At 59.6% G+C, this 24,393-nt stretch carries 23 protein-coding genes; 14 read left to right on the top strand and 9 right to left on the bottom strand.

Features of this window, described 5'->3' with window-relative positions:
* Positions 1–84 precede the first annotated feature (84 nt).
* Positions 85–705 (bottom strand): TetR/AcrR family transcriptional regulator, encoded by a 621-nt coding sequence (locus ACP3TY_RS09080; protein ID WP_053121406.1) that lies wholly within the window; start codon positions 703–705, stop codon positions 85–87.
* A gap of 145 nt (positions 706–850) precedes the next feature.
* On the opposite strand from ACP3TY_RS09080, the gene copC reads away from it, so the two are divergent.
* Both copC and copD read left to right on the top strand, forming a co-directional pair.
* Positions 851–1,213 carry a copper homeostasis periplasmic binding protein CopC gene (gene copC / locus ACP3TY_RS09075; RefSeq protein ID WP_212544628.1) on the top strand — a complete coding sequence of 121 codons (363 nt, stop codon included), beginning with the start codon at positions 851–853 and terminating at the stop codon, positions 1,211–1,213.
* Positions 1,214–1,216: 3 nt separating this feature from the next.
* Positions 1,217–2,071 (top strand): copper homeostasis membrane protein CopD, encoded by an 855-nt coding sequence (copD, locus tag ACP3TY_RS09070; protein WP_426619771.1) that lies wholly within the window; start codon positions 1,217–1,219, stop codon positions 2,069–2,071.
* 78 nt (positions 2,072–2,149) lie between these two features.
* On the opposite strand, the gene ACP3TY_RS09065 is transcribed toward copD, so the two are convergent.
* Together ACP3TY_RS09065 and ACP3TY_RS09060 are read right to left on the bottom strand one after the other, a co-directional pair.
* Positions 2,150–3,292 (bottom strand): HlyD family secretion protein, encoded by a 1,143-nt coding sequence (locus ACP3TY_RS09065; RefSeq protein WP_053121414.1) that lies wholly within the window; start codon positions 3,290–3,292, stop codon positions 2,150–2,152.
* On the bottom strand, positions 3,289–4,944 hold the full coding sequence (locus ACP3TY_RS09060; RefSeq protein ID WP_426619770.1) for an MFS transporter: 1,656 nt from the start codon (positions 4,942–4,944) through the stop codon (positions 3,289–3,291). Before ACP3TY_RS09060 ends, ACP3TY_RS09065 begins: the two co-directional genes overlap by 4 nt.
* Before the next feature lie 288 nt (positions 4,945–5,232).
* On the opposite strand from ACP3TY_RS09060, the gene ACP3TY_RS09055 reads away from it, so the two are divergent.
* The 6 genes from ACP3TY_RS09055 to ACP3TY_RS09030 all read left to right on the top strand — a co-directional run bounded on the left by ACP3TY_RS09055 (position 5,233) and on the right by ACP3TY_RS09030 (position 11,548).
* Positions 5,233–6,528: an OprD family porin gene (locus ACP3TY_RS09055; protein ID WP_426619769.1), complete on the top strand. Its 1,296-nt coding sequence runs from the start codon at positions 5,233–5,235 to the stop codon at positions 6,526–6,528.
* A 338-nt stretch (positions 6,529–6,866) separates the two neighbouring features.
* Positions 6,867–7,691: an NAD-dependent epimerase/dehydratase family protein gene (locus ACP3TY_RS09050; protein ID WP_053121420.1), complete on the top strand. Its 825-nt coding sequence runs from the start codon at positions 6,867–6,869 to the stop codon at positions 7,689–7,691.
* Positions 7,692–7,734: 43 nt separating this feature from the next.
* Positions 7,735–8,628: an SMP-30/gluconolactonase/LRE family protein gene (locus ACP3TY_RS09045; protein ID WP_426619768.1), complete on the top strand. Its 894-nt coding sequence runs from the start codon at positions 7,735–7,737 to the stop codon at positions 8,626–8,628.
* Positions 8,629–8,689: 61 nt separating this feature from the next.
* On the top strand, positions 8,690–9,661 hold the full coding sequence (locus ACP3TY_RS09040; RefSeq protein ID WP_053121423.1) for a TRAP transporter substrate-binding protein: 972 nt from the start codon (positions 8,690–8,692) through the stop codon (positions 9,659–9,661).
* A 79-nt stretch (positions 9,662–9,740) separates the two neighbouring features.
* Positions 9,741–10,268: a TRAP transporter small permease gene (locus ACP3TY_RS09035; protein WP_053121425.1), complete on the top strand. Its 528-nt coding sequence runs from the start codon at positions 9,741–9,743 to the stop codon at positions 10,266–10,268.
* Complete coding sequence (locus ACP3TY_RS09030; protein WP_053121428.1) at positions 10,268–11,548, top strand: TRAP transporter large permease; 1,281 nt, start codon at positions 10,268–10,270, stop codon at positions 11,546–11,548. The genes ACP3TY_RS09035 and ACP3TY_RS09030 overlap by 1 nt, the downstream gene beginning before the upstream one ends.
* 100 nt (positions 11,549–11,648) lie before the next feature.
* On the opposite strand, the gene ACP3TY_RS09025 is transcribed toward ACP3TY_RS09030, so the two are convergent.
* The 3 genes from ACP3TY_RS09025 to ACP3TY_RS09015 form a co-directional block, all read right to left on the bottom strand.
* Positions 11,649–12,449: a sulfite exporter TauE/SafE family protein gene (locus tag ACP3TY_RS09025; RefSeq protein ID WP_426619767.1), complete on the bottom strand. Its 801-nt coding sequence runs from the start codon at positions 12,447–12,449 to the stop codon at positions 11,649–11,651.
* Between the two features lie 9 nt (positions 12,450–12,458).
* The gene (locus ACP3TY_RS09020; RefSeq protein ID WP_426619766.1) at positions 12,459–13,703 is read right to left on the bottom strand and encodes an FAD-dependent oxidoreductase; all 1,245 of its coding nucleotides are present in this window, start codon (positions 13,701–13,703) and stop codon (positions 12,459–12,461) included.
* Between the two features lie 168 nt (positions 13,704–13,871).
* Positions 13,872–14,213 (bottom strand): ArsR/SmtB family transcription factor, encoded by a 342-nt coding sequence (locus ACP3TY_RS09015; RefSeq protein ID WP_053121433.1) that lies wholly within the window; start codon positions 14,211–14,213, stop codon positions 13,872–13,874.
* Between the two features lie 103 nt (positions 14,214–14,316).
* On the opposite strand from ACP3TY_RS09015, the gene ACP3TY_RS09010 reads away from it, so the two are divergent.
* Complete coding sequence (locus ACP3TY_RS09010) at positions 14,317–15,180, top strand: MBL fold metallo-hydrolase (protein WP_426619765.1); 864 nt, start codon at positions 14,317–14,319, stop codon at positions 15,178–15,180.
* A gap of 120 nt (positions 15,181–15,300) precedes the next feature.
* Here ACP3TY_RS09010 and bkdR read toward each other — a convergent pair whose 3' ends face one another.
* Positions 15,301–15,789 carry a Bkd operon transcriptional regulator BkdR gene (gene bkdR, locus ACP3TY_RS09005; RefSeq protein ID WP_008086971.1) on the bottom strand — a complete coding sequence of 163 codons (489 nt, stop codon included), beginning with the start codon at positions 15,787–15,789 and terminating at the stop codon, positions 15,301–15,303.
* Between the two features lie 185 nt (positions 15,790–15,974).
* Here bkdR and ACP3TY_RS09000 point away from each other — a divergent pair, with 185 nt between their 5' ends.
* The 5 genes from ACP3TY_RS09000 (at position 15,975) to ACP3TY_RS08980 (ending at position 22,157) form a co-directional block, all read left to right on the top strand.
* Positions 15,975–17,210: a 3-methyl-2-oxobutanoate dehydrogenase (2-methylpropanoyl-transferring) subunit alpha gene (locus ACP3TY_RS09000; RefSeq protein ID WP_426619764.1), complete on the top strand. Its 1,236-nt coding sequence runs from the start codon at positions 15,975–15,977 to the stop codon at positions 17,208–17,210.
* A 1-nt stretch (position 17,211) separates the two neighbouring features.
* On the top strand, positions 17,212–18,270 hold the full coding sequence (locus ACP3TY_RS08995; RefSeq protein WP_008086973.1) for an alpha-ketoacid dehydrogenase subunit beta: 1,059 nt from the start codon (positions 17,212–17,214) through the stop codon (positions 18,268–18,270).
* Entirely contained in the window at positions 18,271–19,542 is a 1,272-nt protein-coding gene (locus tag ACP3TY_RS08990) for a dihydrolipoamide acetyltransferase family protein (RefSeq protein ID WP_426619763.1), read from the top strand.
* A gap of 7 nt (positions 19,543–19,549) precedes the next feature.
* On the top strand, positions 19,550–20,923 hold the full coding sequence (lpdA, locus tag ACP3TY_RS08985) for a dihydrolipoyl dehydrogenase (protein WP_426619762.1): 1,374 nt from the start codon (positions 19,550–19,552) through the stop codon (positions 20,921–20,923).
* Positions 20,924–21,137: 214 nt separating this feature from the next.
* Positions 21,138–22,157, top strand: coding sequence for a branched-chain amino acid aminotransferase (locus ACP3TY_RS08980; protein ID WP_053121443.1), 1,020 nt, complete (start codon positions 21,138–21,140; stop codon positions 22,155–22,157).
* Between the two features lie 129 nt (positions 22,158–22,286).
* Here ACP3TY_RS08980 and ACP3TY_RS08975 read toward each other — a convergent pair whose 3' ends face one another.
* Both ACP3TY_RS08975 and ACP3TY_RS08970 read right to left on the bottom strand, forming a co-directional pair.
* Positions 22,287–23,108: a TIGR03915 family putative DNA repair protein gene (locus tag ACP3TY_RS08975; protein WP_426619761.1), complete on the bottom strand. Its 822-nt coding sequence runs from the start codon at positions 23,106–23,108 to the stop codon at positions 22,287–22,289.
* A complete protein-coding gene (locus ACP3TY_RS08970) occupies positions 23,105–24,325 on the bottom strand; it encodes a putative DNA modification/repair radical SAM protein (RefSeq protein ID WP_212551534.1) in 1,221 nt (406 codons plus the stop codon). The genes ACP3TY_RS08975 and ACP3TY_RS08970 overlap by 4 nt, the downstream gene beginning before the upstream one ends.
* Positions 24,326–24,393: the final 68 nt, after the last annotated feature.

Here is a 24,393-nt window from a genome sequence, read left to right as displayed (position 1 = left end):
CCCACGCAGAGCGTGGGAACGATCATGCATTTCCCTGTGGGAGCGAGCCTGCTCGCGAAAAGGCCAGCCCGGTCGCCACAAGACTCAAGGCTCCAAGCCAATCCCGCGCAAGATCACACTCGTCACCGTCTGCACCGCTCGCTCAAACTGCATGTCCGACAACGGCTGGTGATCATTCAAAATATTCACCTGATGATCAAAGTCGGCATAGTGCTGCGTCGACGCCCAGATCATGTACAGCAAACTCGAAGGCTCCACCGGCAAAATCCGCTTGTCCTCGACCCACTGCCGAATCTTCGCTTCCTTCATTTTCGCCCAGTCATACAGGCTGACATCCAGCGCCTCGCCCAGCGTCGGCGCGCCATGGATGATTTCATTGGCCCAGACTTTCGAGCCGTACGGCCGGCTGCGCGAGTGGTTCATCTTCGCGCGGATGTAACTGCTGAGCACCACGCGCGGATCGTCGAACATCTCGAAGCACAGCGCGTCCTGCTTCCACACTTCCAGCAGATCAAACAGCACCGCGCTGTACAGCTCGCTCTTGGTGCTGAAGTAATAATGCAGATTGGAACGCGGCAGTTGCACTTCGGCGGCGATGTCGGCCATCGCGGTGCTGCCGAAACCTTTTTCGGCGAAGACTTTTTCCGCCGCCAGCAGGATTTTCTCGACGTTATTGCGGCGAATTTCGATCTTGTGATTGCCCATGTGGGCTCCCTGACAACAGCGTTGTTGAAGACTAGCATCCGCTCAGGCACGCGGGCGACAGATGAAAACGAAACTTCGTACAGACGCGCCCGGACGCGGTTGAGTAAACTGGCCGTTCTTCGATTCTGCCTCAGAGGTATCCGCGATGCTGTTCAAGAATGTCCTGACCACCACTGCCCTGCTCGCCTCGCTGTTCGCTGCGTCTTCGGTATTTGCCCACGCCCATTTGAAAAGCCAGACCCCGGCCGCTGACAGCACCGTCGCCGCCCCGGCCGATCTGCGCCTGACCTTCTCCGAAGGTGTCGAAGCCACGTTCACCAAAGTCACCGTGACCAAGGACGGCGCGCCGGTTGCGGTCAAACCGCTGACCACCGAAGGCGACAAGAAAACCCTGATCATCACCCCGGCGGCGCCGCTGACCGCTGGTGAATACAAAGTCGAATGGCACGCAGTGTCGGTCGACACGCACAAAAGCGAAGGCGCCTATCAGTTCAAGGTTGGCCAGTAATTCATGAGCGAGGCGCTGGTGCTGTGCCGCTTTCTGCATTTCACCGTGGTGTTGATGCTGTTCGGCGCCTGGCTATTCCGGCCGTTGCTGCTCAAGGGTGAAGCGCTGGAACTGGATCGGCACCTGACGCGACTCGCCCGTTGGCTGGCCGCGGTTGCGCTGGTCAGCGGGATTGCCTGGGCGTTGCTGATTACCGCGAACATGGCCGGTTCTGCTGCGGCGGCGTTTGATCCAGACACTATTGCGCTGGTGTTGGGCAATACGTTTTTTGGTCAAGTGTGGCGCTGGCACCTGCTAATCAACGCGGTGCTGCTGGCGTTGCTGTTCACTCCGTGGCGTTCAAGCATGCCGTTGCGCCTGGGTTTGAGTGGCTTGCTGCTGGCGACGCTGGCACCGGTCGGACACGGCGCGATGCTCGATGGTCTGAGCGGGCAACTGCTGATTCTCAACCAGATCGTTCATCTGACCTGCGTGGCCGCGTGGCTGGGTGGGTTGTTGCTGCTGGTGATGATCCTGCGTCAGCCGAGTGAGCTTCGTGGTGTTTTGCAGCGTTTCAGCGGCGTCGGTTATTGGCTGGTGGCGGGGTTGCTGATCACCGGATTGATCAACGTCCGTGTGCTGACCGGCCAGTGGTGGCCGACGCCATTGTTCAGCGGGTTTGCGCTGATTCTGTTGATCAAGGCGATGATTGTGCTGGGCATGCTCGGTTTGGCGTTGTTCAACCGCTTGCGCATGGAAGATTGCGAACAGCGGATCGGCACGCTCAAACGCAGTGTGATGCTTGAATGGCTGCTCGGCATTGGCGCCGTAGCCGCCGTCTCACTACTCGGCACCCTGCCCCCGATGATCACGGCTTGAAAAGAAAAAGATCGCAGCCTTCGGCAGCTCCTACAGATTATCCATGTAGGAGCTGCCGAAGGCTGCGATCTTTTGATCTTAATGGGGTTGGGTGTTGCCGGCAGCGGTATCGATGCTGACCACCACCGACATCCCCGGCCTTAGCCGTTCCTCTTCCTGCTGATCCGGATCAATCGTGATCCGCACCGGCACCCGCTGGGCAATCTTCACAAAATTACCCGTCGCATTGTCCGCTTGCAGCAAGGCGAATTCAGACCCCGTGCCCGGCGAAATATGCTGCACATGCCCGGTGAATTTACGGTGGTTCAGCGCATCGACGGTGAAGCGCACCGGTTGCCCGACCCGCACGTTGTCCATCTGGGTTTCCTTCATGTTGGCGATCACCCATTTCTGGTTCGGCACCAACGCCATCAACTGCGCCCCGGAGTTGACGTAAGCGCCGAGACGCACGCCAATCTGCCCCAACTGCCCGTCACGCGGCGCGACAATGCGCGTGTTCGACAAATCGATCCGCGCCAGTTGCACCGCCGCTTCCGCGCTGGCCACCGACGCCTCCAGCGAACCACGATTGACGATCACCGTCTGCAAATCCTGACGAGCGATTTCGACATTGGCCTTGGCCTGCGCCACCGCGGCAATGCTTTGCGCATTGGCTGCGAGCGCCACGTCCATCTCACGTTTCGACACCGAACCGTCGCTCACCAGTTCCTTGTTACGCCGCAAATCCGCCTCGCTTTTGCGCAACTGCGCTTCGCTGTCGGCCTGCACGGCTTGGCGCAACTTGATCGTCGCCTCGGCGCTATTGCGTTGCTGCACGACGTTGGCCAACGCGGCTTTCTGCACCGCCAGTTGCGCCAGCGATTGATCGAGACGCTGCTGATAAATGCGATCATCCAGACGCACCAGCAAATCACCGGCCTTCACATACTGAAAATCCTGCACCGGCACTTCATAGACATAACCGGCGAGTTGCGGGCCGATGATCGTCACCTGCCCGCGAATCAGCGCATTTTCAGTGGTCTCGACCGCGCTGCTGAACGGCGGCAATTGCCAGGCATACAACACGATCAACACGCCGACGATGGCGATCGCGGCAAAGCCCAGCGACGAAATAATCCGCACCCGCAACGAACGTGGCTCAGTATTTGGCGATGACGGCGGCGCCACACCTTCGGGCGTGGCGGCAATGGCGTTGGTGGTTGTGGTGGTCGGTTCGGTCATGAAGAAATGGCACCGCTCGAAGGTGTGGATGGCGCAGGGGCGACGGCTTTGGTGGTGCTCATCAGCCACAGCGCACGAATGGACAGCCAGATCATGGTCAGCACCGCAATCACGGCGATCAGCATGAACACGTCGTTGTAGGCCAGCACGTTGGCCTCTCGGGTCGCGGCGTTGGCCAGGCTACGAATGCCCGCAAGGTTGCGCAGGCTCGGGTCGGCCAATAGCGAGCCATACGCCGAGCCGCCACTCTGCACGCGCGCGGCCACCAAAGGGTCAGACAGCGTCAGGTGCTCAACGATGTGACTGGAATGAAATTTTTCCCGGACGATCTGAAAGGTGCCCAGAAGCGCCGCGCCGATTAAACCGCCGAGGTTATTACAGATCCCGAACAGCACGGAAAAACTCACCAGGTTGCGCGGATTGGTCAACACGTTCCGCGTGCCGAGCACCATGGTCGGCCCGAGGAAAAACGTGCTGCCGAAGGCCAACAGGAACTGACTGAAATAGAGGTTTTCCGGGCGGGTCAGGTTGTTGGAAGAACTGTCCATCACCGCTCCGGTGGCCATCAGACCCAGCGAGACGATCAGCGGCATCAGCAGGTGTTTGGGGTCGATCGTCAGCGCGCTGGTCAACAACCCCGCGACGCTGCCAATCAGCATTACCACGTACAGGCTGTGCAACTGCTCATAGCCCATGTTCAGGTTCTGCATGAAACCCACCGCACCGGTGGACTGCTCGGAGGTGACCATTCGAATCAAGGTCACCGCCAGCGCGAGACGGATCATCGTCCCGCTGCCGAGCCAACGGGTCATCAGCATCGGGTTGCTGCGATTATGTTCGATGGCCAGACCGGTGATGATCAGCGCAATCGACGACGCGAGGGCGACGCCGATCCAGTCGGCCTCCAGCCACCAGTCGATCCGCCCCAACGACAGCACCGCGCACAGCAATGCCACGCCACTGGCGAGAATGGCAAAGGTCAGGAAGTCGAGTTTTTCGAAGGTTTTGAAGCGGTCGCCGGGCGGCAACTTGAGCATCAATACGCAGCCCAGCGACAGCAACGCCATGCCCAATTCGAACAGGTACAAGCCGCGCCATTCGGCGATCTGCAGCAAGTCTTCGGAGAATAATCGCGCCAGCGGCAAGGCTAACTGCGACGTGCCGAGGCCGAGCACCAGCGCCTTCATCCGCCACTTCGCCGGGAACGCCTGCACCATGTAATACAGGCCCAGCGAGCTCAGCGCCGCGCCGACCATGCCGTGCGCCGCCCGCACCGCGATTGCGGAATTGAGATCGTTGACGAACAAGTGGCCGAAGGTCACCAGCGCGTACAACACGAGGAATACTTCGGTGAACGCACGCAAACCGAACTGCTGGCGAAACTTCACCAGCAACAGGTTCATCGACACGTTGGTCATTACATACGCGGCCGGCAGCCAGGCCATTTCCGCCGTGGTCGCGCCGAGCGCGCCTTGCAGATAAGGCAGGTTGGCGACCACCAGCGAGTTGCCCAAACCACCGGTCAGCGCCACCAGCAAACCGACCAGCGCATAGGCCAGGCGCTTGGGGTTGGAGTGCAGCGGCGTCGAAGGGGAACCGGGCAGACTGGGCTTCTCGTGCGGCTGCCAGTGGCGCGGGGCGTATTGATCCATGGAAAGGCCTTGTACGAGGGATGAGTGAAGTTTGCCGCAAATTCCGGCAACACACATCCATGGACAATTCAAATCCTTGTAGGAGCTGTCGAGTGAAACGAGGCTGCGATCTTTTGATTCTGATTTTTAAAAGCCAGAGCAAAAGATCGCAGCGTGCCGCAGCTCCTACAAAGGTCATCGTATAACTTGCTGTTGACATTCCCGCAAAACATAGGAAACATCCGCAACCATGTTGTACGACGACGTATGACGAATAATAAAAACAACAATGAAACAGGGAGCGTCACAGTGAGCACACTTGTCCGCAATTCCGTCCGCCCTTCCCGCTTTTCCGTTATTCGCCCGCGATCTACTCTGAGCCTGATCGGTTGCAGCAGCCTCGCCTTCGCCATGCCCATAAGCGCCGACGCTGAAGGCTTTCTGGAAGACAGCAAAGCGACGCTGAACCTGCGTAACGCCTACTTCAACCGCAATTTCGTCAACCCGGCCTACCCACAAGGCAAGGCTGAAGAGTGGACGCAAAGCTTCATCCTCGACGCCAAATCCGGTTTCACCCAAGGCACCGTCGGTTTCGGCCTCGACGTGCTCGGGCTGTACTCTCAGAAGCTTGATGGCGGCAAAGGCACCGGCGGCACGCAACTGTTGCCGATCCACGATGACGGGCGTCCGGCGGACAATTTCGGCCGGCTCGGCGTGGCGATGAAAGCCAAGGTGTCGAAGACGGAATTGAAGGTCGGTGAATGGATGCCGGTCCTGCCGATCCTGCGCTCCGACGATGGCCGCTCCCTGCCGCAAACCTTTCGTGGCGGGCAGATCACGTCCACCGAGATCAACGGCCTGACCGTCTACGGCGGCCAGTTCCGCGGCAACAGCCCACGCAACGACGCAAGCATGGAAGACATGTCGATGAACGGCCGGGGCGCTTTCACCTCCGATCGTTTCAACTTCGGCGGTGGCGAATACAGCTTCAATGACAAGCGAACCCTGGTCGGCGTGTGGTACGCCGAACTCAGCGACATCTACCAGCAGCAGTACTTCAACCTCAGCCACAGCCAGCCCGTGGGCGACTGGACGCTCGGCGCCAACCTCGGCTTCTTCACGGGCAAGGAAGACGGCAGCGCCCAGGCGGGCGAACTCGACAACAAGACCGCGTTCGCCATGCTCTCGGCCAGATACGGCGGCAGCACCTTCTATGTCGGCCTGCAGAAACTCGGCGGCGACGATGCGTGGATGCGGGTCAACGGCACCAGCGGCGGCACCCTGGCCAACGACAGTTACAACGCCAGTTACGACAATGCCAAGGAACGCTCGTGGCAGTTGCGCCATGACTACAACTTTGTCGTTCTGGGCATCCCCGGCCTGACCATGATGAACCGCTATATCAGCGGCGATAACGTCCACACCGGCCTGATCACTGACGGCAAGGAATGGGGCCGCGAGTCGGAACTGGCCTACACCGTACAGAGCGGCCCGCTGAAAAACCTCAACGTGAGATGGCGCAACGCGACCATTCGCAGGGACTTCAGCACCAATGAGTTCGATGAGAACCGGGTGTTTATCAGTTATCCGATTTCGTTGTTGTAAGTCCCGAGCCACCGCAAATCCCCTGTGGGAGCGAGCCTGCTCGCGAAGGCGTCCTGTCAGTCGATGCAAAAGTTGCGGCACCGGCCCCATCGCTGGCAAGTCAGCGATGGCCGCGGCAGATCCAACATTGATGTTGATTGACACACCGCTATCGCGAGCAGGCTCACTCCTACAGGGGAATGCATTGCAGAGCAGCCATTGGGCGATCGAAATGCCAATTGGCCCATCCGTCATATACACCAAAAGTCGCGTTGACAAGTCCCGGAAACCCTACCGATACTCCAGCGCAGTCATACGACAACCTACAACAAACCAATAACAATTTGTAAGGGAATGCCATGACGTCTACCACCCCTTCCCGCGCCCCGTTCAACCGGCTGCTGCTGACTGGTGCTGCCGGTGGCTTGGGCAAAGTCCTGCGCGAACGCTTGCGCCCCTACGCCAACGTGCTGCGACTGTCCGACATCGCCGCGCTCACGCCCGCTGTCGATGATCGCGAAGAAATCGTGCTCTGCGATCTCGCCGACAAACAGGCCGTGCACCAACTGGTCGAAGGCGTCGACGCGATCCTGCATTTCGGCGGTGTGTCCGTGGAGCGGCCGTTTGAGGAAATCCTCGGCGCCAACATTTGCGGGGTCTTTCACATTTACGAAGCGGCGCGCCGGCATGGCGTCAAACGAGTGATTTTCGCCAGTTCCAATCACGTCATCGGTTTCTATAAACAGGACGAGCAACTCGACGCCAGCTCTGCGCGCCGCCCTGATGGCTACTACGGTTTGTCCAAGTCCTACGGCGAAGACATGGCCAGTTTCTACTTCGACCGCTATGGCATCGAGACCGTCAGCATCCGCATCGGCTCCTCGTTCCCCGAGCCGCAAAACCGTCGAATGATGCACACCTGGCTGAGCTTCGACGACCTCACGCAACTGCTCGAGCACTCGCTGTACACGGCCAATGTCGGTCACACCGTGGTCTACGGCATGTCCGATAACAAAGACGTCTGGTGGGACAACCGATTCGCCAGCCACCTCGGTTTCGAAGCCCGGGACAGCTCCGAAGTATTCCGCGAGAAAGTCGAGGCGCAACCGATGCCGGCCGCCGATGACCCCGCGCGGATTTATCAGGGTGGCGCCTTCGTCGCGGCGGGCCCCTTCGGCGACTGACCGACTCACTTGATCCCCCCCAATCAAAACCAAGGGAATGAGTATGCAAGCCGAATTGATCGTCGACGCCCGCAACGCCGTGGGCGAAAGCCCGGTCTGGGTGGCGCAGGAAAATGCGCTGTACTGGGTCGATATCCCCAACGGCGCGCTGCAACGCTGGAGCGCCGATACCGGCCAGGTGCGTGCCTGGAAAGCCCCGGAAATGCTCGCCTGCATCGCCCGGCACCAGCGTGGCGGCTGGATCGCCGGCATGGAGAGCGGCTTCTTTCATTTGCATCCGCACACCGACGGCAGCCTCGACGCCGAGCGGCTCGCCAGCGTTGAACACGCACGCCCGGACATGCGCCTCAACGATGGTCGCTGCGACCGTCAGGGGCGCTTCTGGGCGGGCAGCATGGTGTTGAACATGGGCCTGAATGCGCCCGAAGGACGGCTCTATCGCTACGGTGCCGGCGCAACCGGAACGATCGAAGCGCAACTTGATGGCTTCGTCGTCCCCAATGGCCTCGGCTTCAGTCCCGACGGTAAAACTCTGTACTTGTCCGACTCACACCCGAATGTGCAGTTGATCTGGGCTTTCGACTACGACACCGACAGCGGCACGCCATCGAATCGCCGTGTCTTCGTCGACATGAACAACCACTGCGGGCGCCCCGACGGCGCGGCAGTGGACGGAGATGGCTGCTACTGGATCTGCGCCAACGACGCCGGTCTCGTGCATCGCTTCACACCCGACGGGCGCCTCGATTACTCACTGCCTGTACCGGTGAAGAAACCAACCATGTGTGCGTTCGGCGGCAGCCAGATGGACACCTTGTTCGTCGCCTCGATCCGCCCCGGTGACGACCACGATCCGCAATCTCTGGCCGGCGGCGTGTTCGCCCTGAACCCCGGCGTCAAAGGCCTGCCGGAACCACTGTTCAACGATTTGCTGTAACCCGCCTCTGCTGCACCGCTGTGCCTTGAACACAAAAATAACAAGACTGGAGACACCCCTCATGGACTTCAAACGCACGTTGCTCGTCGCTGCACTCCCTTTCGCGTTCACCCTCAGCAGCGCCGTTCAGGCACTGGAAATCAAATTCGCCGACATCCATCCGGCCGGCTATCCGACGGTGGTGGCTGAAGAGCAACTGGGCAAAACACTGGTCGCCGACAGCGACGGCAAACTGACTTTCAAGATGTTTGCCGGCGGCGTGCTGGGCTCGGAAAAAGAAGTGGTCGAACAGGCGCAAGTCGGCGCGATTCAAATGGCTCGCGTCAGCCTCGGCATCGTCGGCCCGGTGGTACCTGACGTGAACGTGTTCAACATGCCTTTCGTGTTTCGCGACCAAGCGCACATGCGTAAAGTCATCGACGGCGAAATCGGCGATGAAATCCTCGACAAGATCACCCAGTCGGAATTCAACCTCGTAGCCCTCGCCTGGATGGACGGCGGCACACGGAATATCTACACCAAGAAACCGGTGCGCACACTCGAAGATCTCAAAGGCATGAAGATCCGCGTGCAAGGCAACCCGATGTTCATCGAAACCATCAACGCAATGGGTGGCAACGGCATCGCCATGGACACCGGCGAGATCTTCAGCGCCCTGCAGACCGGAGTGATCGACGGCGCGGAAAACAACCCGCCAACCCTGCTCGAACATAATCACTACCAGAACGCGAAGTTCTACAGCCTGACCGGACACCTGATCCTGCCAGAGCCCATCGTGATGTCGAAAATCACTTGGGAAAAACTCACCCCCGATCAGCAGACCCTGGTGAAAAAAGCCGCGAAAGCCGCTCAAGCACAAGAGCGCACTTTGTGGGATGCCAAGTCGGCCAGCAGCGAAGAAAAACTCAAAGCGGCCGGCGTCGAGTTCATCACCGTCGACAAGAAACCGTTCTATGAGGCCACCGCATCGATACGCGAGAAGTACGGCGCACCTTACGTCGATCTGATCAAGCGCATCGAAGCCGTGCAGTAACCCTCCCAGCCCTCAACGAAAGGCCCGGCAACGCTGACCTCGCCGAAGGTCAGCGGCTGCCCGGTTACGGTGGAACCCGATGAAGAATTTGCTGCTGCGCATCAACGACCGGATCTACATGACCTGCATCTGGGTCGCCGGTCTATCGGTGCTGACCATTTCCCTGATCATCCCTTGGGGCGTATTCGCCCGTTACGTCCTCGGCACTGGCTCCAGCTGGCCGGAACCCACCGCCATTCTGCTGATGATGGTCTTCACCTTCATCGGCGCCGCCGCCAGTTATCGCGCCGGCGCACACATGGCCGTCGCGATGATTACCGATCGCCTGGCGCCCGACATGCGCAGAACCATGAGCATTGTCTCGCAGGTATTGATGGCGACCATTTGCCTGTTCATGACCATCTGGGGCAGCAAACTCTGCCTGTCGACCTGGAACCAGTTCATGAGCGCCCTGCCCACTCTGCGGGTGGGCATTACCTACATGCCGATCCCGGTCGGCGGTGCGTTGACGCTGATTTTTGTGCTGGAAAAACTCTTTCTCGGCGACCAGAGCAATCGCCGCGTGGTGCGCTTTGACCTGGTTGAAGAAAACGAAGGGGCTGCCTGATGGACGCATTGATTCTGCTGGGCAGTTTTATCGCCTTGATCCTGATCGGCATGCCGGTCGCTTACGCCCTCGGGCTGTCGGCGTTGATCGGCGCGTGGTGGATCGACATTCCGTTTCAGGCGCTGATGATTCAGGTCGCTGGCGGCGTGAACAAATTTTCCCTGCTGGCGATTCCGTTCTTCGTGCTCGCCGGGGCGATCATGGCCGAGGGCGGCATGTCGCGCAGGCTGGTGGCGTTCGCCGGGGTGCTGGTGGGGTTCGTCCGTGGCGGTCTGTCGCTGGTCAACATCATGGCCTCGACATTCTTCGGCGCGATCTCCGGCTCCTCAGTGGCGGACACCGCGTCGGTGGGCTCGGTACTGATTCCGGAAATGGAGCGCAAAGGCTATCCGCGTGATTTCTCCACAGCGGTGACGGTCAGCGGTTCGGTGCAAGCCTTGCTGACACCCCCGAGCCACAATTCGGTGCTCTATTCGTTGGCGGCCGGCGGCACGGTGTCCATCGCTTCGCTGTTCATGGCCGGCGTGGTGCCGGGCCTGTTGATGAGCGCGTGCCTGATGGTGCTGTGCCTGATTTTCGCGCGTAAACGCAACTACCCGAAAGGCGAAGTCATTCCGCTGCGCCAGGCGCTGAAAATCTGCGGTGAAGCGCTGTGGGGCCTGATGGCGATGGTGATCATTCTCGGCGGGATTCTATCCGGGATTTTCACCGCAACCGAATCAGCGGCCATCGCTGTGCTCTGGTCATTTTTCGTGACCATGTTCATCTACCGCGACTACAAATGGAGTGAGTTGCCGAAGCTGATGCACCGCACAGTGCGGACGATTTCGATCGTGATGATCCTGATCGGTTTCGCGGCGAGCTTCGGCTACATCATGACCCTGATGCAGATCCCGGCGAAGATCACCACGATGTTCCTGACCCTGTCAGACAACCGCTACGTGATCCTGATGTGCATCAACGTCATGCTGCTGTTGCTCGGCACCGTGATGGACATGGCCCCGCTGATTCTGATCCTCACACCGATTCTGATGCCGGTGATTCTCGGCATTGGCGTAGATCCGGTGCAGTTCGGCATGATCATGCTGGTGAACCTGGGGATCGGATTGATAACACCGCCGGTAGGTGCGGTGCTGTTTGTCGGGTCGGCGGTGGGCAAGGTCAGTATTGAAAGCACGGTAAAAGCACTGCTGCCGTTCTACGCGGTGCTGTTTCTGGTGTTGATGCTGGTCACCTACATTCCCGCCATTTCCCTGTGGCTACCGCACTTGGTGTTGTAACAACCTGAAAGATCGCACCTTCGGCAGCTCCTACAGAAATCGCATTCCATGTAGGAGCTGTCGAGTGAAACGAGGCTGCGATCTTTTGATCTTCAAATACTCAAGCACGCAACAACATATATCCCGCCACCACCAGACACACACTGGCAAACCCCACCTGCAACGCCCGCGCCGGCACTCGCGCGCACAGCTTGCGGCCCATGATCATGCCGACAATGCTGGCCACGATAAACGCCGCGCCCTGCCCGTCAATCCGCACCCCGGCGTGAAACGATCCGATCACCCCGATCGCCGAAATCAGGCTGATCACCATCAACGATGTCGCGACTATCCCGCGCATTTGCACGTCGGTCAGTTGCTTGAACGCCGGCACAATCAAAAACCCGCCGCCAACCCCGAGCAACCCGGACACCACGCCCGTAACCGCGCCCAACGCCGCAAGGGTTGCGGTGCATTTGGCCGTCCAGTCGAAGCGCCCGGTTTCTTCATCGAGCATGCAGTTCTTCTGACCCCAACTGCCATGCCCGTGATCGCTCGGCCCTTCTTCCTGACGCTCGCGCCTCAGCATGCGCCAAGCGACCATGACCATCAGCAGGCTGAAGAGGATCATCAGAATCTTCTCCGGCAATTGATGCGCGAAGTAGATCCCCAGCGGCGAAAACACTGCGCCGAGCGCCGCAATCAACAGTGCCGCACGATAACGCACCAGCCCATGGCGCAATCCATCGATAGCTCCAACCGCCGCCGCACTGCCGACCGCGAACAACGCGACCGGCGCCGCTTGCGTCATCGTCCAGCCAAGCCCGAGCACCAGCGCCGGCACCGCCAGAATGCCGCCGCCAGCCCCGGTCAAACCGAGCACCAACCCCATCACCACGCCAAACAGACTTGCCAGCAACATAGGGTTTTCTCAGTCGACCTTGGACAGACTAGTCAGCCATTCGCGGCCCTTGAGCATGCCGTTCCAGTAGAACCACGGCAGCAACGTCGCCTTGAGCAACCACGCAGAGCGACGCGCCACGGTCGGATCAAGAGGAAACGTCGGCAGCAACTTACCGGCATAGCCAAACTCGGCGAGGATCACCTTGCCCTTCTCCACCGTCAGCGGACACGAACCGTAGCCGTCGTACTTCAACGGCAGCGGTTGTTGCTTGCGCTGAGCCAGCAGATTTTGCGCAACAACCACGACTTGCTTGCGCACTGCTGCAGCGGTTTTCGCGTTGCTGGTGCCGCAGATATCGCCGAGCGCAAACACTTCGGGATAACGCGGATGTTGCAGGCTGTGCTGATTGACTTCGCACCAGCCGGCGGCGTCGGCCAAAAGACTTTGCGCGATGAAATCCGGCGAGACCTGCGGTGGCACAACGTGCAGCAGATCGAAGGTTTTCGCCTCGCGAGTGACGTTGCCGTCAGCGTCCTTGATCTCGAACCATGCGGTTTTCGCCGGGCCGTCGACCTTGACCAGATTCGAGTTGAAGGCCAGTTGCGCGTTGTATTTTTCGATGTACTTCATCAGTGGCGGCACGAACGTCGCCACCCCGAACAACGCGGCGCCGGCGAGATTGAATTCGACATTGATGTTGTTCAGCACGCCGCTTTTAAGCCAGTGATCGCAGGACAGATACAGCGCCTTTTGCGGCGCGCCGGCGCATTTGATCGGCATCGCCGGTTGCGTGAACAGCGCTTTGCCGCCGCGCAGTTTTTGCACCTGATCCCAGGTGTATTGCGCGTGCTGATAGCTGTAATTGGAAGTGACGCCGTGCTGACCGAGGCTTTCCTGCAAGCCTTCGATTTTCTCCCAGGCCAGGCGCAGGCCGGGGCAGACGATCAGGTTTTGATAGCTGACCGTGCGCTGATCGTTGAGGGTGAGTTGGCGCTTGTCGGGATCGATGCCGGTGACGGCGGCTTGCAGCCAGTTGACCTGACGCGGCATCACCTTGGCCATGGGTCTGGCGGTGTCTTTTGCGTCGTAAGCACCGCCGCCGACCAGCGTCCACGCCGGCTGGTAATAGTGCTGCGAACTCGGCTCGATCACGGTGATTTTCAGGTCAGGATCACGCTTGAGCAGACTGGCGACGAAGCCGATGCCCGCCGTGCCGCCGCCGATAACCACGATGTCTGCACTGATGGATGGGCCCCAGTGTTGATCGTTCATTGCTTGTTCCTTTTGCTGCACGCAAGGATTTCGTCAGCCATCACACAGATCCATTGTAGGAGTGAGCCTGCTCGCGATCGCGGTGGGTCAGCCAACATGTTTATCGACTGATACACCGCTATCGCGAGCAGGCTCACTCCTACAGGGGATTGGTGTGATGGCTGGCATTTATGGGTGTTCCCAGCTTTTTAGGACGGCCCCGCAATAAAGCCCCGACAGGGTCTTCATCACCTGAATCACTTCCGGGCTGGCGAGCCCATAAAAAATGTATTTGCCTTCGCGGCGAGTGGCGACCATGCCTTCGTCGCGCAAAATCCCCAATTGCTGGGACAGCGTCGGCTGACGCACGCCGGTCATGGTCTCCAGCTCGCCTACGTTGCGTTCGCCCTGGGTCAATTGACAGAGGATCAACAAACGATCTTCATTGGCCAACGCCTTGAGCAGCGCACAGGCCTTGGTGGCCGAGGCGCGTAATTGGGCAACTTCACATTCGGTCAGACTGGATTGCATTTGCACGATGCCTTCAACGTCACTTAAGCTGCGAACATTATGTTTTTACATAAAGTGTTGCAACCCCGAATGACTTTTCGCCCACTCGTACAGGTTTGTGTCCATGCCCGCGCTGATTGAAGCTTTCCTCGACCCCGCCTCCTCGACCTACAGTTACGTGGTCTATGAAGCCGAAGGCGGGCACTGCGCAATCGTCGATCCGGTGCTCGACTACGACGGCGCCGCCGGCCGCACCTGTACCGCTCAAGCCGACAAAATCATTGCCTTCGTCCGCCAACACAATCTGCAAGTGCAGTGGCTGCTGGAAACCCACGCCCACGCCGATCACCTGTCCGCCGCGCCCTACCTGCGCCGGGAACTGGGCGGCAAGATCGCCATCGGCGAGTCGATCAGTAAAGTGCAGAACGTGTTCAAGGCGCTGTTCAATCTGGAGCCGGAGTTCTGCGTCGACGGCTCTCAGTTCGATCACCTGTTCGCGCCGAACGAGTCATTCAGCATCGGCAATCTCAAAGCTACGGCGCTGCATGTGCCCGGCCACACACCGGCGGACATGGCTTACCTGATTGATGGCGAGCAGATTCTGGTCGGCGACACCTTGTTCATGCCTGACGTCGGCACGGCGCGCTGCGACTTCCCCGGCGGCAACGCCAATCAACTGTTCAACTCGATCCACACACTGCTGGCCTTCCCGGCGAGCGTGAAGCTTTACGTTTGCCACGACTACCCGCCTGAAGGTCGCGAGTCGCAGTGCCAGACCACGGTGGGCGAGCAGCGCAAAAGCAACATTCATGTGCATGACGGGGTGGATGAGGCGGCGTTTGTCGAGATGCGCACGAAGCGTGATGCCGGACTGGGCATGCCGACGCTGTTGCTGCCGGCGATTCAGGTGAACGTGCGGGCGGGGAATTTGCCGGCGGCTGAGGACAATGGTGTGGTTTATCTGAAGATTCCGCTTAACAAGCTTTAACGTCAAAAGATCGCAGCCTGCGGCAGCTCCTACACGGAATTGATCGTTCCCAGGCGGCGTGTGGGCACGATCATGCATTTTTCCGTGTAGGAGCTGCCGCAGGCTGCGATCTTTTGATCTTCACGCCCCCAACGTCAACCCATTCGCCGGCAGCGGCAGCGCCGTCTTATACCGCACCTGCTTCAACGCAAAACTCGAGCGGATATTCGCCACCCCCGGCACCTTGGTCAGAAAGTCCATCATGAAGCGCTCCAACGACTGGATCGTCGGCACCAGCACCCGGATCAGATAGTCCGGGTCACCGGCCATCAAATAGCATTCCATGACCTCGGGGCGATCAGAAATCGCTTCTTCGAAATGCTGCAACGCCAACTCCACCTGTTTCTCCAGGCTGACGTGAATAAACACGTTCACGTGCAGCCCCAGCAGATCGGCGTCCAGCAGCGTCACCTGCTCGCGAATCAGGCCTAATTCTTCCATCGCTTTCACCCGATTGAAGCACGGGGTCGGCGACAGATTCACCGAGCGTGCAAGGTCGGCGTTGGTAATGCGTGCGTTCTCTTGAAGGCTGTTGAGAATGCCGATGTCGGTACGATCCAGTTTGCGCATGAGACAAAACCACCTGTTTTTTATGTTTATGCAGAATTTCTATCTGCAAATCGTCTCCAGCGCAACGAAACAGAGATAAATATTCTTCTTGGCCCGGCCTATGATTGTTGTAGGACAAGATTTCTTCTACCGAAGGATGACTGCCAGCTCACTACAAGAAATTCACAAGATCGAGCGTAGAAGCCATGACCCAAGCGTATGAACCGCTGCGTCTGCACGTCCCTGAACCCTCGGGCCGTCCAGGCTGCAAAACCGATTTTTCCTACCTGCATCTGACCGATGCCGGTACGGTGCGCAAACCTTCCATCGACGTCGAACCTGCCGACACCGCCGACCTGGCGCGTGGGCTGATTCGTGTGCTCGACGATCAGGGCAACGCCCTCGGCCCTTGGGCTGAAAACGTGCCGGTCGATATCCTGCGTAAAGGCATGCGCGCCATGCTCAAGACGCGGATTTACGACAACCGCATGGTCGTCGCCCAGCGTCAGAAAAAGATGTCGTTCTACATGCAGAGCCTTGGCGAGGAAGCCATTGGCAGTGCTCAGGCGTTGGCGCTGAACATCGACGACATGTGCTTTCCGACCTACCGTCAGCAAAGCATTCTGATGGCCCGCGAAGTGCCACTGGTCGACCTGATCTGCCAACTGCTGTCCAACGAGCGCGATCCGCTCAAGGGCCGCCAGTTGCCGATCATGTACTCGGTTAAAGAGGCGGGTTTCTTCACCATTTCCGGCAACCTTGCGACCCAGTTCATTCAGGCGGTCGGCTGGGGCATGGCTTCGGCGATCAAGGGCGACACCAAAATCGCCTCGGCGTGGATCGGTGACGGCGCCACCGCCGAATCGGATTTCCACACCGCCCTCACCTTCGCTCACGTTTACCGCGCGCCGGTGATCCTCAACGTGGTCAACAACCAGTGGGCAATCTCGACCTTCCAGGCGATCGCCGGTGGTGAAGCCACTACTTTCGCCGGACGCGGCGTCGGTTGCGGCATCGCTTCTCTGCGCGTCGATGGCAACGATTTCTACGCGGTCTACGCCGCTTCTGCCTGGGCTGCCGAACGCGCCCGCCGCAACCTCGGCCCGACCATGATTGAATGGGTCACCTACCGCGCCGGCCCGCACTCGACCTCCGACGATCCGTCGAAATACCGCCCGGCCGATGACTGGAGCCACTTCCCGCTCGGCGACCCGATTGCTCGCCTCAAACAGCACCTGATCAAGGTCGGCCACTGGTCGGACGAAGAGCACGCCGCCGTCAGCGCCGAGCTCGAAGCCGAAGTGATTGCCGCGCAGAAACAGGCCGAACAGTACGGCACCCTCGCCGGCGGCCAGATTCCAAGCGCCGCGACCATGTTCGAAGACGTCTACAAAGAGATGCCGGAGCACTTGAAGCGCCAGCGTCAGCAGTTGGGGATCTGACATGAACGATCACAACAACAATATTCAGCTGGAAACCGCCATGACCACGACCACCATGACCATGATCCAGGCCCTGCGCTCGGCCATGGATGTGATGCTTGAGCGCGATGACAATGTCGTCGTGTTCGGTCAGGACGTCGGCTACTTCGGCGGCGTGTTCCGTTGCACCGAAGGCCTGCAAACCAAGTACGGCGCCTCGCGCGTTTTCGATGCGCCGATCTCGGAAAGCGGCATCGTCGGCGTGGCCGTGGGCATGGGCGCCTACGGTTTGCGCCCGGTCGCCGAGATTCAGTTCGCTGACTACGTCTACCCGGCGTCCGACCAGATCATTTCTGAAGCGGCGCGCCTGCGTTATCGCTCGGCCGGCGAATTCACCGCGCCGATGACCCTGCGCATGCCCTGCGGCGGCGGCATCTACGGTGGCCAGACGCACAGCCAGAGCATCGAGGCGATGTTCACTCAGGTCTGCGGCTTGCGCACCGTGATGCCATCCAACCCGTATGACGCCAAAGGCCTGCTGATCGCCTCCATCGAAAACGATGATCCGGTGATCTTTCTTGAGCCGAAACGCCTGTACAACGGCCCGTTCGACGGCCACCACGACCGCCCGGTAACGCCGTGGTCGAAACACCCGCAAGCGCAGGTTCCGGACGGTTACTACACCGTGCCGCTGGACGTTGCCGCGATCACGCGTCCGGGCAAGGACGTGACCGTGCTGACCTACGGCACCACCGTGTATGTCTCGCAAGTCGCTGCCGAAGAAAGCGGCGTCGATGCCGAAGTCATCGACCTGCGCAGCCTGTGGCCGCTGGATCTGGAAACCATCGTCAAGTCGGTGAAGAAAACCGGCCGCTGCGTGGTGGTACACGAAGCCACCCGCACCTGCGGTTTCGGCGCCGAACTGGTGTCGCTGGTGCAAGAGCATTGCTTCCATCACCTGGAAGCGCCGATCGAACGCGTCACCGGTTGGGACACCCCCTACCCGCACGCGCAGGAGTGGGCGTATTTCCCAGGGCCGTCCCGAGTGGGCGCGGCGTTGAAACGGGTTATGGAGGTCTGAATGGGCACGCACGTTATCAAGATGCCGGACATCGGCGAAGGCATCGCAGAAGTAGAACTGTCGCAGTGGCACGTCAAGGTCGGCGATCTGGTCGTTGAAGATCAGGTGCTGGCGGACGTGATGACTGACAAGGCGATGGTCGATATTCCGTCGCCGGTGCATGGCAAGGTGATTGCGCTTGGTGGTCAGCCGGGTGAAGTGATGGCGGTTGGCAGTGTGCTGATCAGCATCGAGGTTGAAGGTGCCGGCAATCTGAAAGAATCGGCCGCGCCTGCTGCCGTCAAAGAAACACCCGTTGCGCCGAAAGTTGAGGCCGTTGTTGAGAGCAAACCTGCTCCAGCCGCCCCGCGTCCGGCTGCGGTTTGCCAAGGCCCGATGGTTGCTCGCGAAGCAGACGAACGCCCGCTCGCCTCCCCGGCCGTGCGCAAACATGCGCTGGATCTGGGGATTCAATTGCGTCTGGTGCGCGGATCCGGGCCGGCCGGACGGGTGTTGCACGAAGACCTTGAAAGCTATCTGGCGCAAGGTCAGTCGAACGCTTCGGCGCCGGTTGCCGCTGCTTACGCCCAGCGTAATGACGAAGAACAGATTCAAGTGATCGGCATGCGCCGCAAGATCGCCCAGCGCATGCAGGACGCCACTCAACGTGCCGCACACTTCAGTTATGTCGAAGAAATCGACGTCACCGCAATCGAAGAACTGCGTGCGCACCTGAATGAAAAACATGGCGCCAGCCGTGGCAAGTTGACCTTGCTGCCGTTCCTCGTCCGCGCCTTGGTCGTCGCCCTGCGCGACTTCCCGCAGATGAATGCCCGTTACGACGACGAAGCTCAGGTCATCACACGCCTCGGCGCCGTGCATGTTGGCGTCGCCACGCAAAGCGATGTCGGCCTGATGGTGCCGGTGGTGCGTCACGCCGAAACGCGCAGCCTGTGGGACAGCGCCACGGAAATCTCGCGTTTGGCCAATGCCGCGCGCAATGGCAAGGCCAGTCGCGATGAGCTATCCGGTTCAACCATCACCCTCACCAGCCTCAGTGCGCTGGGCGGTATCGTCAGCACGCCGGTGTTGAACCTGCCGGAAGTGGCCATCGTCGGCGTCAACAAAATCGTCGAACGGCCAATGGTCGTCAAAGGCCAAGTGGTGATCCGCAAGATGATGAACCTCTCCAGCTCGTTCGATCACCGCGTGGTCGATGGCATGGACGCGGCACTCTTCATCCAGGCCATTCGTGGCCTGATCGAACAACCTGCCACTTTGTTTGTGGAGTAAGGCGCGCATGCAATCTCTGAACACCACGCTGCTGATCATCGGCGGCGGCCCCGGCGGTTATGTAACGGCGATTCGCGCCGGGCAACTGGGCATTCCGACGATTCTGGTCGAAGGCCAGGCGCTGGGCGGCACGTGCCTGAACATCGGCTGCATCCCGTCGAAAGCGTTGATTCATGTGGCTGAGCAGTTTCACCAGACCCGGCATCACAGTCAGCATTCGGCGCTGGGCATCAGCGTTTCGGCGCCGACGCTCGACATCAGCAAAAGTGTCGAGTGGAAGGACGGCATCGTTGATCGCCTGACCACTGGCGTTGCGGCGTTGCTGAAGAAGAACAAGGTTCAGGTCATCAATGGCTGGGCCAAAGTCATCGACGGCAAGACTGTTGAAGTCGGCGACACGCGCATTCAGTGCGAGCACCTGGTGCTGGCCACCGGTTCGACCAGCGTCAATCTGCCGATCCTGCCGATTGGCGGGCAAATCATTTCCTCCACCGAAGCGCTGGCGCCGACATCCGTGCCGAAACGTCTGGTCGTGGTGGGTGGGGGTTACATCGGTCTGGAGTTGGGCATCGCTTATCGCAAACTCGGCGCCGACGTCAGTGTGGTTGAGGCTCAGGATCGCATCCTGCCGGCCTACGACGCCGAACTGACGCAACCGGTGCATGACGCGCTGAAGCAACTCGGCGTGAAGCTGTTCTTGAAACACAGCGTGCTGGGTTTCGACGGCACGTTGCAGGTGCGTGATCCTGATGGCGAAACCCTCAATCTGGAAACCGATCAGGTGCTGGTAGCAGTCGGTCGTAAACCGAATACCCAAGGCTGGAATCTGGAAGCGCTGAATCTGGACATGAACGGCTCGGCGATCAAGATCGACAGCCGCTGCCAGACCAGCATGCGCAATGTCTACGCGATTGGCGATTTGAGCGGCGAGCCGATGCTGGCCCACCGCGCGATGGCGCAGGGCGAAATGGTTGCCGAGTTGATCAGCGGCAAAACCCGCGAATTCAGCCCGACGGCGATTGCTGCGGTGTGCTTTACCGATCCGGAATTGGTGGTGGTCGGCAAGACGCCGGACGAAGCCAAGGCTGCCGGTCTGGACTGCATCGTTTCCAGTTTCCCGTTCGCGGCGAATGGCCGGGCGATGACGCTGGAGTCGAAAAGCGGCTTCGTGCGCGTGGTCGCTCGTCGGGACAATCATCTGATTGTCGGCTGGCAGGCGGTGGGCGTTGGCGTGTCCGAGTTGTCGACAGCGTTTGCGCAAAGCCTGGAAATGGGCGCGCGGCTCGAGGACATCGGCGGCACCATCCATGCGCATCCGACCTTGGGAGAAGCGGTGCAGGAAGCGGCGTTGCGTGCCCTCGGGCATGCGTTGCACCTGTAGGCCCCTTCGCGAGCAGGCTCGCTCCCACATTGGGAATGAGTTTCCCTGTGGGAGCGAGCCTGCTCGCGAATTCTTGAGGCCAACGCGATTTATCTGTCTGTCATCCGATAGTCCGGGCTGCGAAACCGCTCAAGAATGAAGTATTGTTGTGCCCATCCAAAAAACGTCAGAAGCCTTGAACCGTTTCGACGGTTGTTCAGTGATAGAGGGTGTCATGGGTAACGAAAGCATCAATTGGGACAAGCTGGGTTTTGACTACATCAAGACCGACAAGCGCTATCTGTCGTACTTTCGCGATGGCGAGTGGGACAAAGGCACCCTGACCGAAGACAACGTGCTGCACATCAGCGAAGGCTCGACTGCCCTTCACTATGGCCAGCAGTGCTTCGAAGGCATGAAGGCCTATCGTTGCAAGGACGGCTCGATCAACCTGTTCCGCCCGGATCAGAACGCCCTGCGTATGCAACGCAGCTGCGCGCGTCTGCTGATGCCGACCGTTGATACCGAGCAGTTCATCGAAGCCTGTAAGGAAGTGGTTCGTGCCAACGAGCGCTTCATTCCGCCTTATGGCACCGGCGGCGCGCTGTACCTGCGCCCGTTCGTGATCGGCGTGGGTGACAACATCGGCGTGCGCACTGCCCCCGAGTTCATCTTCTCGATCTTCTGCATCCCGGTCGGCGCCTACTTCAAGGGCGGCCTGACCCCGCACAACTTCCAGATCTCCAGCTACGACCGCGCCGCCCCACAAGGCACCGGCGCAGCCAAAGTCGGCGGCAACTACGCGGCCAGCCTGATGCCGGGCTCGAAAGCCAAGAAAGCCAACTTCGCTGACGCGATCTACCTGGATCCGATGACCCACACCAAGATCGAAGAAGTCGGTTCGGCCAACTTCTTCGGGATCACCCACGACAACAAGTTCATCACCCCGAACTCGCCGTCGGTTCTGCCAGGCATCACCCGCCTGTCGCTGATCGAACTGGCGAAATCGCGTCTGGGCCTGGAAGTGGTTGAAGGCGACGTGCTGATCGACAAACTGTCGGACTTCAAAGAAGCCGGCGCTTGCGGTACTGCAGCAGTGATCACGCCGATTGGTGGCATCAGCTACAACGATCATCTGCATGTTTTCCACAGCGAGACAGAAGTCGGCCCTGTAACCCAGAAGCTTTATAAAGAGCTGACCGGTGTACAGACCGGCGACATCGAAGCGCCAGCGGGTTGGATCGTTAAGGTTTGATTTGACGGCTCTGGATGTATGAACGCCCTCCACCGAGTGATTGGTGGGGGGCTTTTTTGTTGTGGTGATAAAGATCAAAAGATCGCAGCCTTCGGCAGCTCCTACATGATCGCCTGATCTTTTGATCTTCTATTTCAAGGCAATCCTTTTCCCGGCACGACTGGCGATCCCACTCGCCTGCCCGTTCTGCTGCTTCCCCATCCGCGCCTGCGTAATCAGTCCAGGAATCAACTCGCCCTCCGGCAGATTCTTCCAGAACCGCACCGGCAAATGTCCCTGCATGACCTTCGGATTCAACCGCGCCGGATTGAAGATGTGGCTGTAATACGTCAACCACAGATCACCATGTGGATCATCGACGTTCTGCGCCAGTTGCTGCCATTCCACGGGGCATTGACGCTGGTGAATCAGTTGCTCGCCATCGTAATAAACCCCGTCACGCGGCGTCGCGATCAGCCAGCGATGGCGGCCCATGCGCCCGATGAAATGTTCGCTGGCACTGTGCAGGATGTCGTGGGCCGGTTCGTGCCACGCCACGTATTGCGGGCCAGCGCTGGCTGACGGGCGTTCGATGAAACGCACAAACGCATGCAGGTGATGGGCTTCGCGGCGCACCTGTTTGATACGCCGCTGTAGCTCGCTGCCAAGCTTGTCTCCGGCAAGCATGGCCGTGCGATCGCCATGGCTGACCCGCCACAGCACTTCATACAAAAGGCTCCAGCGTTGATCGCCGCGGTATTGCGCCGCTTGTTCCAGCGTATCGAGCAATGCACGCGGGATCCTCGCCATAAACGGCCCCTGACCCTCTGGAACTGGATCATCACTGGCGAACAGATCTCCCACCCCTTCCGACGCCCAACTCACCAGACTTGGATCGATTTCATGGCTCAGCAGCCAACGTGCTTGCTGACGCCACGTCTCGAACAGATCGTCGCAATCAAGATTGATCATCCCCACAACCCCATCTGTTGCGGCATCGGCCGGTCGCGCAATTGCTGATAGAGCAAATGGCTGGTGACTTCGGCCTGCTGTGGGTGGTAATCGCTGGTGATGATGAACGGCTTGGCCTTGGCCAGCACGCAGCGCATGCGCGCGACGTCTTCGTAGCGGATTCGGCGCTGACGACGCAGCTCGACCAAGCGTTCGGTGGTGCGTAGACCGATGCCGGGGATGCGTGAGATCAGAGACGCTTCGGCACGGTTCAGATCCAGCGGGAACACTTCACGATTCTGCAGTGCCCACGCCAGTTTCGGATCGATGTCCAAGGCCAGATTGCCCGGGCCCTTGAGCAGTTCGTCAGCGCTGTAACCGTAGCTGCGCAGGAGGAAATCGGCTTGGTACAAACGGTGTTCACGCATCAGTGGCGGCGCGGCGAGTGGCACGCTTTTCGGGCTGTCGGGTATCGGGCTGAATGCCGAATAGTAAACGCGGCGCAAACGGAAGTTGCCGTACAGCGACTGCGCACTGTGCAAAATTGTGCTGTCGTCGGTGTCATCGGCGCCGACGATCATTTGCGTGCTTTGTCCGGCGGGTGCGAACTTCGCTGAACGGGGTTCGTTAAGGACGGTTTGCACACCGGTGTAGATGGTGTTCATGGCCTGCTTGATCGAACCGATATCCTTCTCCGGCGCCAACGTCTGCAGGCTGGCGTCGGTGGGCAGTTCGATATTGACGCTGAGGCGATCGGCGTAACGCCCCGCTTCTTCGATTAGCGCAGGATCGGCTTCAGGGATAGTTTTAAGGTGGATGTAACCGCGAAATTCATGTTCTTCGCGCAGCAGCTTCGCGACGCGCACCAGTTGCTCCATGGTGTAGTCCGCCGAGCGGATGATTCCGGAACTGAGAAACAGCCCACTGACACAGTTGCGCCGGTAGAAATCCATGGTCAGCGCCACCACTTCTTCCGGCGTGAAACGTGCGCGGGGGACGTCACTGGAACGGCGATTGACGCAGTATTGGCAATCGTAGAGACAGAAATTGGTCAGCAGAATCTTCAACAGCGACACGCAGCGCCCGTCCGGCGTGTAGCTGTGGCAAATGCCCATGCCATCGGTCGAGCCCAGGCCACTCTTGCCCTCGGAGCTGCGTTTGGGCGCACCGCTGCTCGCACATGACGCGTCGTACTTGGCGGCGTCGGCGAGAATGCTCAGCTTGTCGATGATTTGCATGGCGCGGGCTCTTTACTGTTTGGATATACAGTATAGCGTCGCGAGCTTGGGCACAAGGTTGGGCACGA

The sequence above is a fragment of the Pseudomonas rustica genome (assembly GCF_049959085.1).
GTDB classification, from domain to species: Bacteria; Pseudomonadota; Gammaproteobacteria; order Pseudomonadales; family Pseudomonadaceae; genus Aquipseudomonas; species Aquipseudomonas rustica.
This window is presented reverse-complemented; position numbering and strand designations above follow the sequence as displayed.

Bases quoted from the DNA above. Each gene is read 5' to 3' on its own strand.
- ACP3TY_RS09020 (WP_426619766.1), bottom strand. From the start codon at position 13,703: ATGAACGATCAACACTGGGGCCCATCCATCAGTGCAGACATCGTGGTT.
- lpdA (WP_426619762.1), top strand. From the start codon at position 19,550: ATGCAATCTCTGAACACCACGCTGCTGATCATCGGCGGCGGCCCCGGC.
- copC (WP_212544628.1), top strand. From the start codon at position 851: ATGCTGTTCAAGAATGTCCTGACCACCACTGCCCTGCTCGCCTCGCTG.
- ACP3TY_RS08980 (WP_053121443.1), top strand. From the start codon at position 21,138: ATGGGTAACGAAAGCATCAATTGGGACAAGCTGGGTTTTGACTACATC.
- ACP3TY_RS09035 (WP_053121425.1), top strand. From the start codon at position 9,741: ATGAAGAATTTGCTGCTGCGCATCAACGACCGGATCTACATGACCTGC.
- ACP3TY_RS09045 (WP_426619768.1), top strand. From the start codon at position 7,735: ATGCAAGCCGAATTGATCGTCGACGCCCGCAACGCCGTGGGCGAAAGC.
- ACP3TY_RS09015 (WP_053121433.1), bottom strand. From the start codon at position 14,213: ATGCAATCCAGTCTGACCGAATGTGAAGTTGCCCAATTACGCGCCTCG.
- ACP3TY_RS08970 (WP_212551534.1), bottom strand. From the start codon at position 24,325: ATGCAAATCATCGACAAGCTGAGCATTCTCGCCGACGCCGCCAAGTAC.
- ACP3TY_RS08995 (WP_008086973.1), top strand. From the start codon at position 17,212: ATGAACGATCACAACAACAATATTCAGCTGGAAACCGCCATGACCACG.
- copD (WP_426619771.1), top strand. From the start codon at position 1,217: ATGAGCGAGGCGCTGGTGCTGTGCCGCTTTCTGCATTTCACCGTGGTG.
- ACP3TY_RS09000 (WP_426619764.1), top strand. From the start codon at position 15,975: ATGACCCAAGCGTATGAACCGCTGCGTCTGCACGTCCCTGAACCCTCG.
- ACP3TY_RS09080 (WP_053121406.1), bottom strand. From the start codon at position 705: ATGGGCAATCACAAGATCGAAATTCGCCGCAATAACGTCGAGAAAATC.
- bkdR (WP_008086971.1), bottom strand. From the start codon at position 15,789: ATGCGCAAACTGGATCGTACCGACATCGGCATTCTCAACAGCCTTCAA.
- ACP3TY_RS09010 (WP_426619765.1), top strand. From the start codon at position 14,317: ATGCCCGCGCTGATTGAAGCTTTCCTCGACCCCGCCTCCTCGACCTAC.
- ACP3TY_RS09050 (WP_053121420.1), top strand. From the start codon at position 6,867: ATGACGTCTACCACCCCTTCCCGCGCCCCGTTCAACCGGCTGCTGCTG.
- ACP3TY_RS08990 (WP_426619763.1), top strand. From the start codon at position 18,271: ATGGGCACGCACGTTATCAAGATGCCGGACATCGGCGAAGGCATCGCA.
- ACP3TY_RS09040 (WP_053121423.1), top strand. From the start codon at position 8,690: ATGGACTTCAAACGCACGTTGCTCGTCGCTGCACTCCCTTTCGCGTTC.
- ACP3TY_RS09065 (WP_053121414.1), bottom strand. From the start codon at position 3,292: ATGACCGAACCGACCACCACAACCACCAACGCCATTGCCGCCACGCCC.
- ACP3TY_RS09060 (WP_426619770.1), bottom strand. From the start codon at position 4,944: ATGGATCAATACGCCCCGCGCCACTGGCAGCCGCACGAGAAGCCCAGT.
- ACP3TY_RS09030 (WP_053121428.1), top strand. From the start codon at position 10,268: ATGGACGCATTGATTCTGCTGGGCAGTTTTATCGCCTTGATCCTGATC.
- ACP3TY_RS08975 (WP_426619761.1), bottom strand. From the start codon at position 23,108: ATGATCAATCTTGATTGCGACGATCTGTTCGAGACGTGGCGTCAGCAA.
- ACP3TY_RS09025 (WP_426619767.1), bottom strand. From the start codon at position 12,449: ATGTTGCTGGCAAGTCTGTTTGGCGTGGTGATGGGGTTGGTGCTCGGT.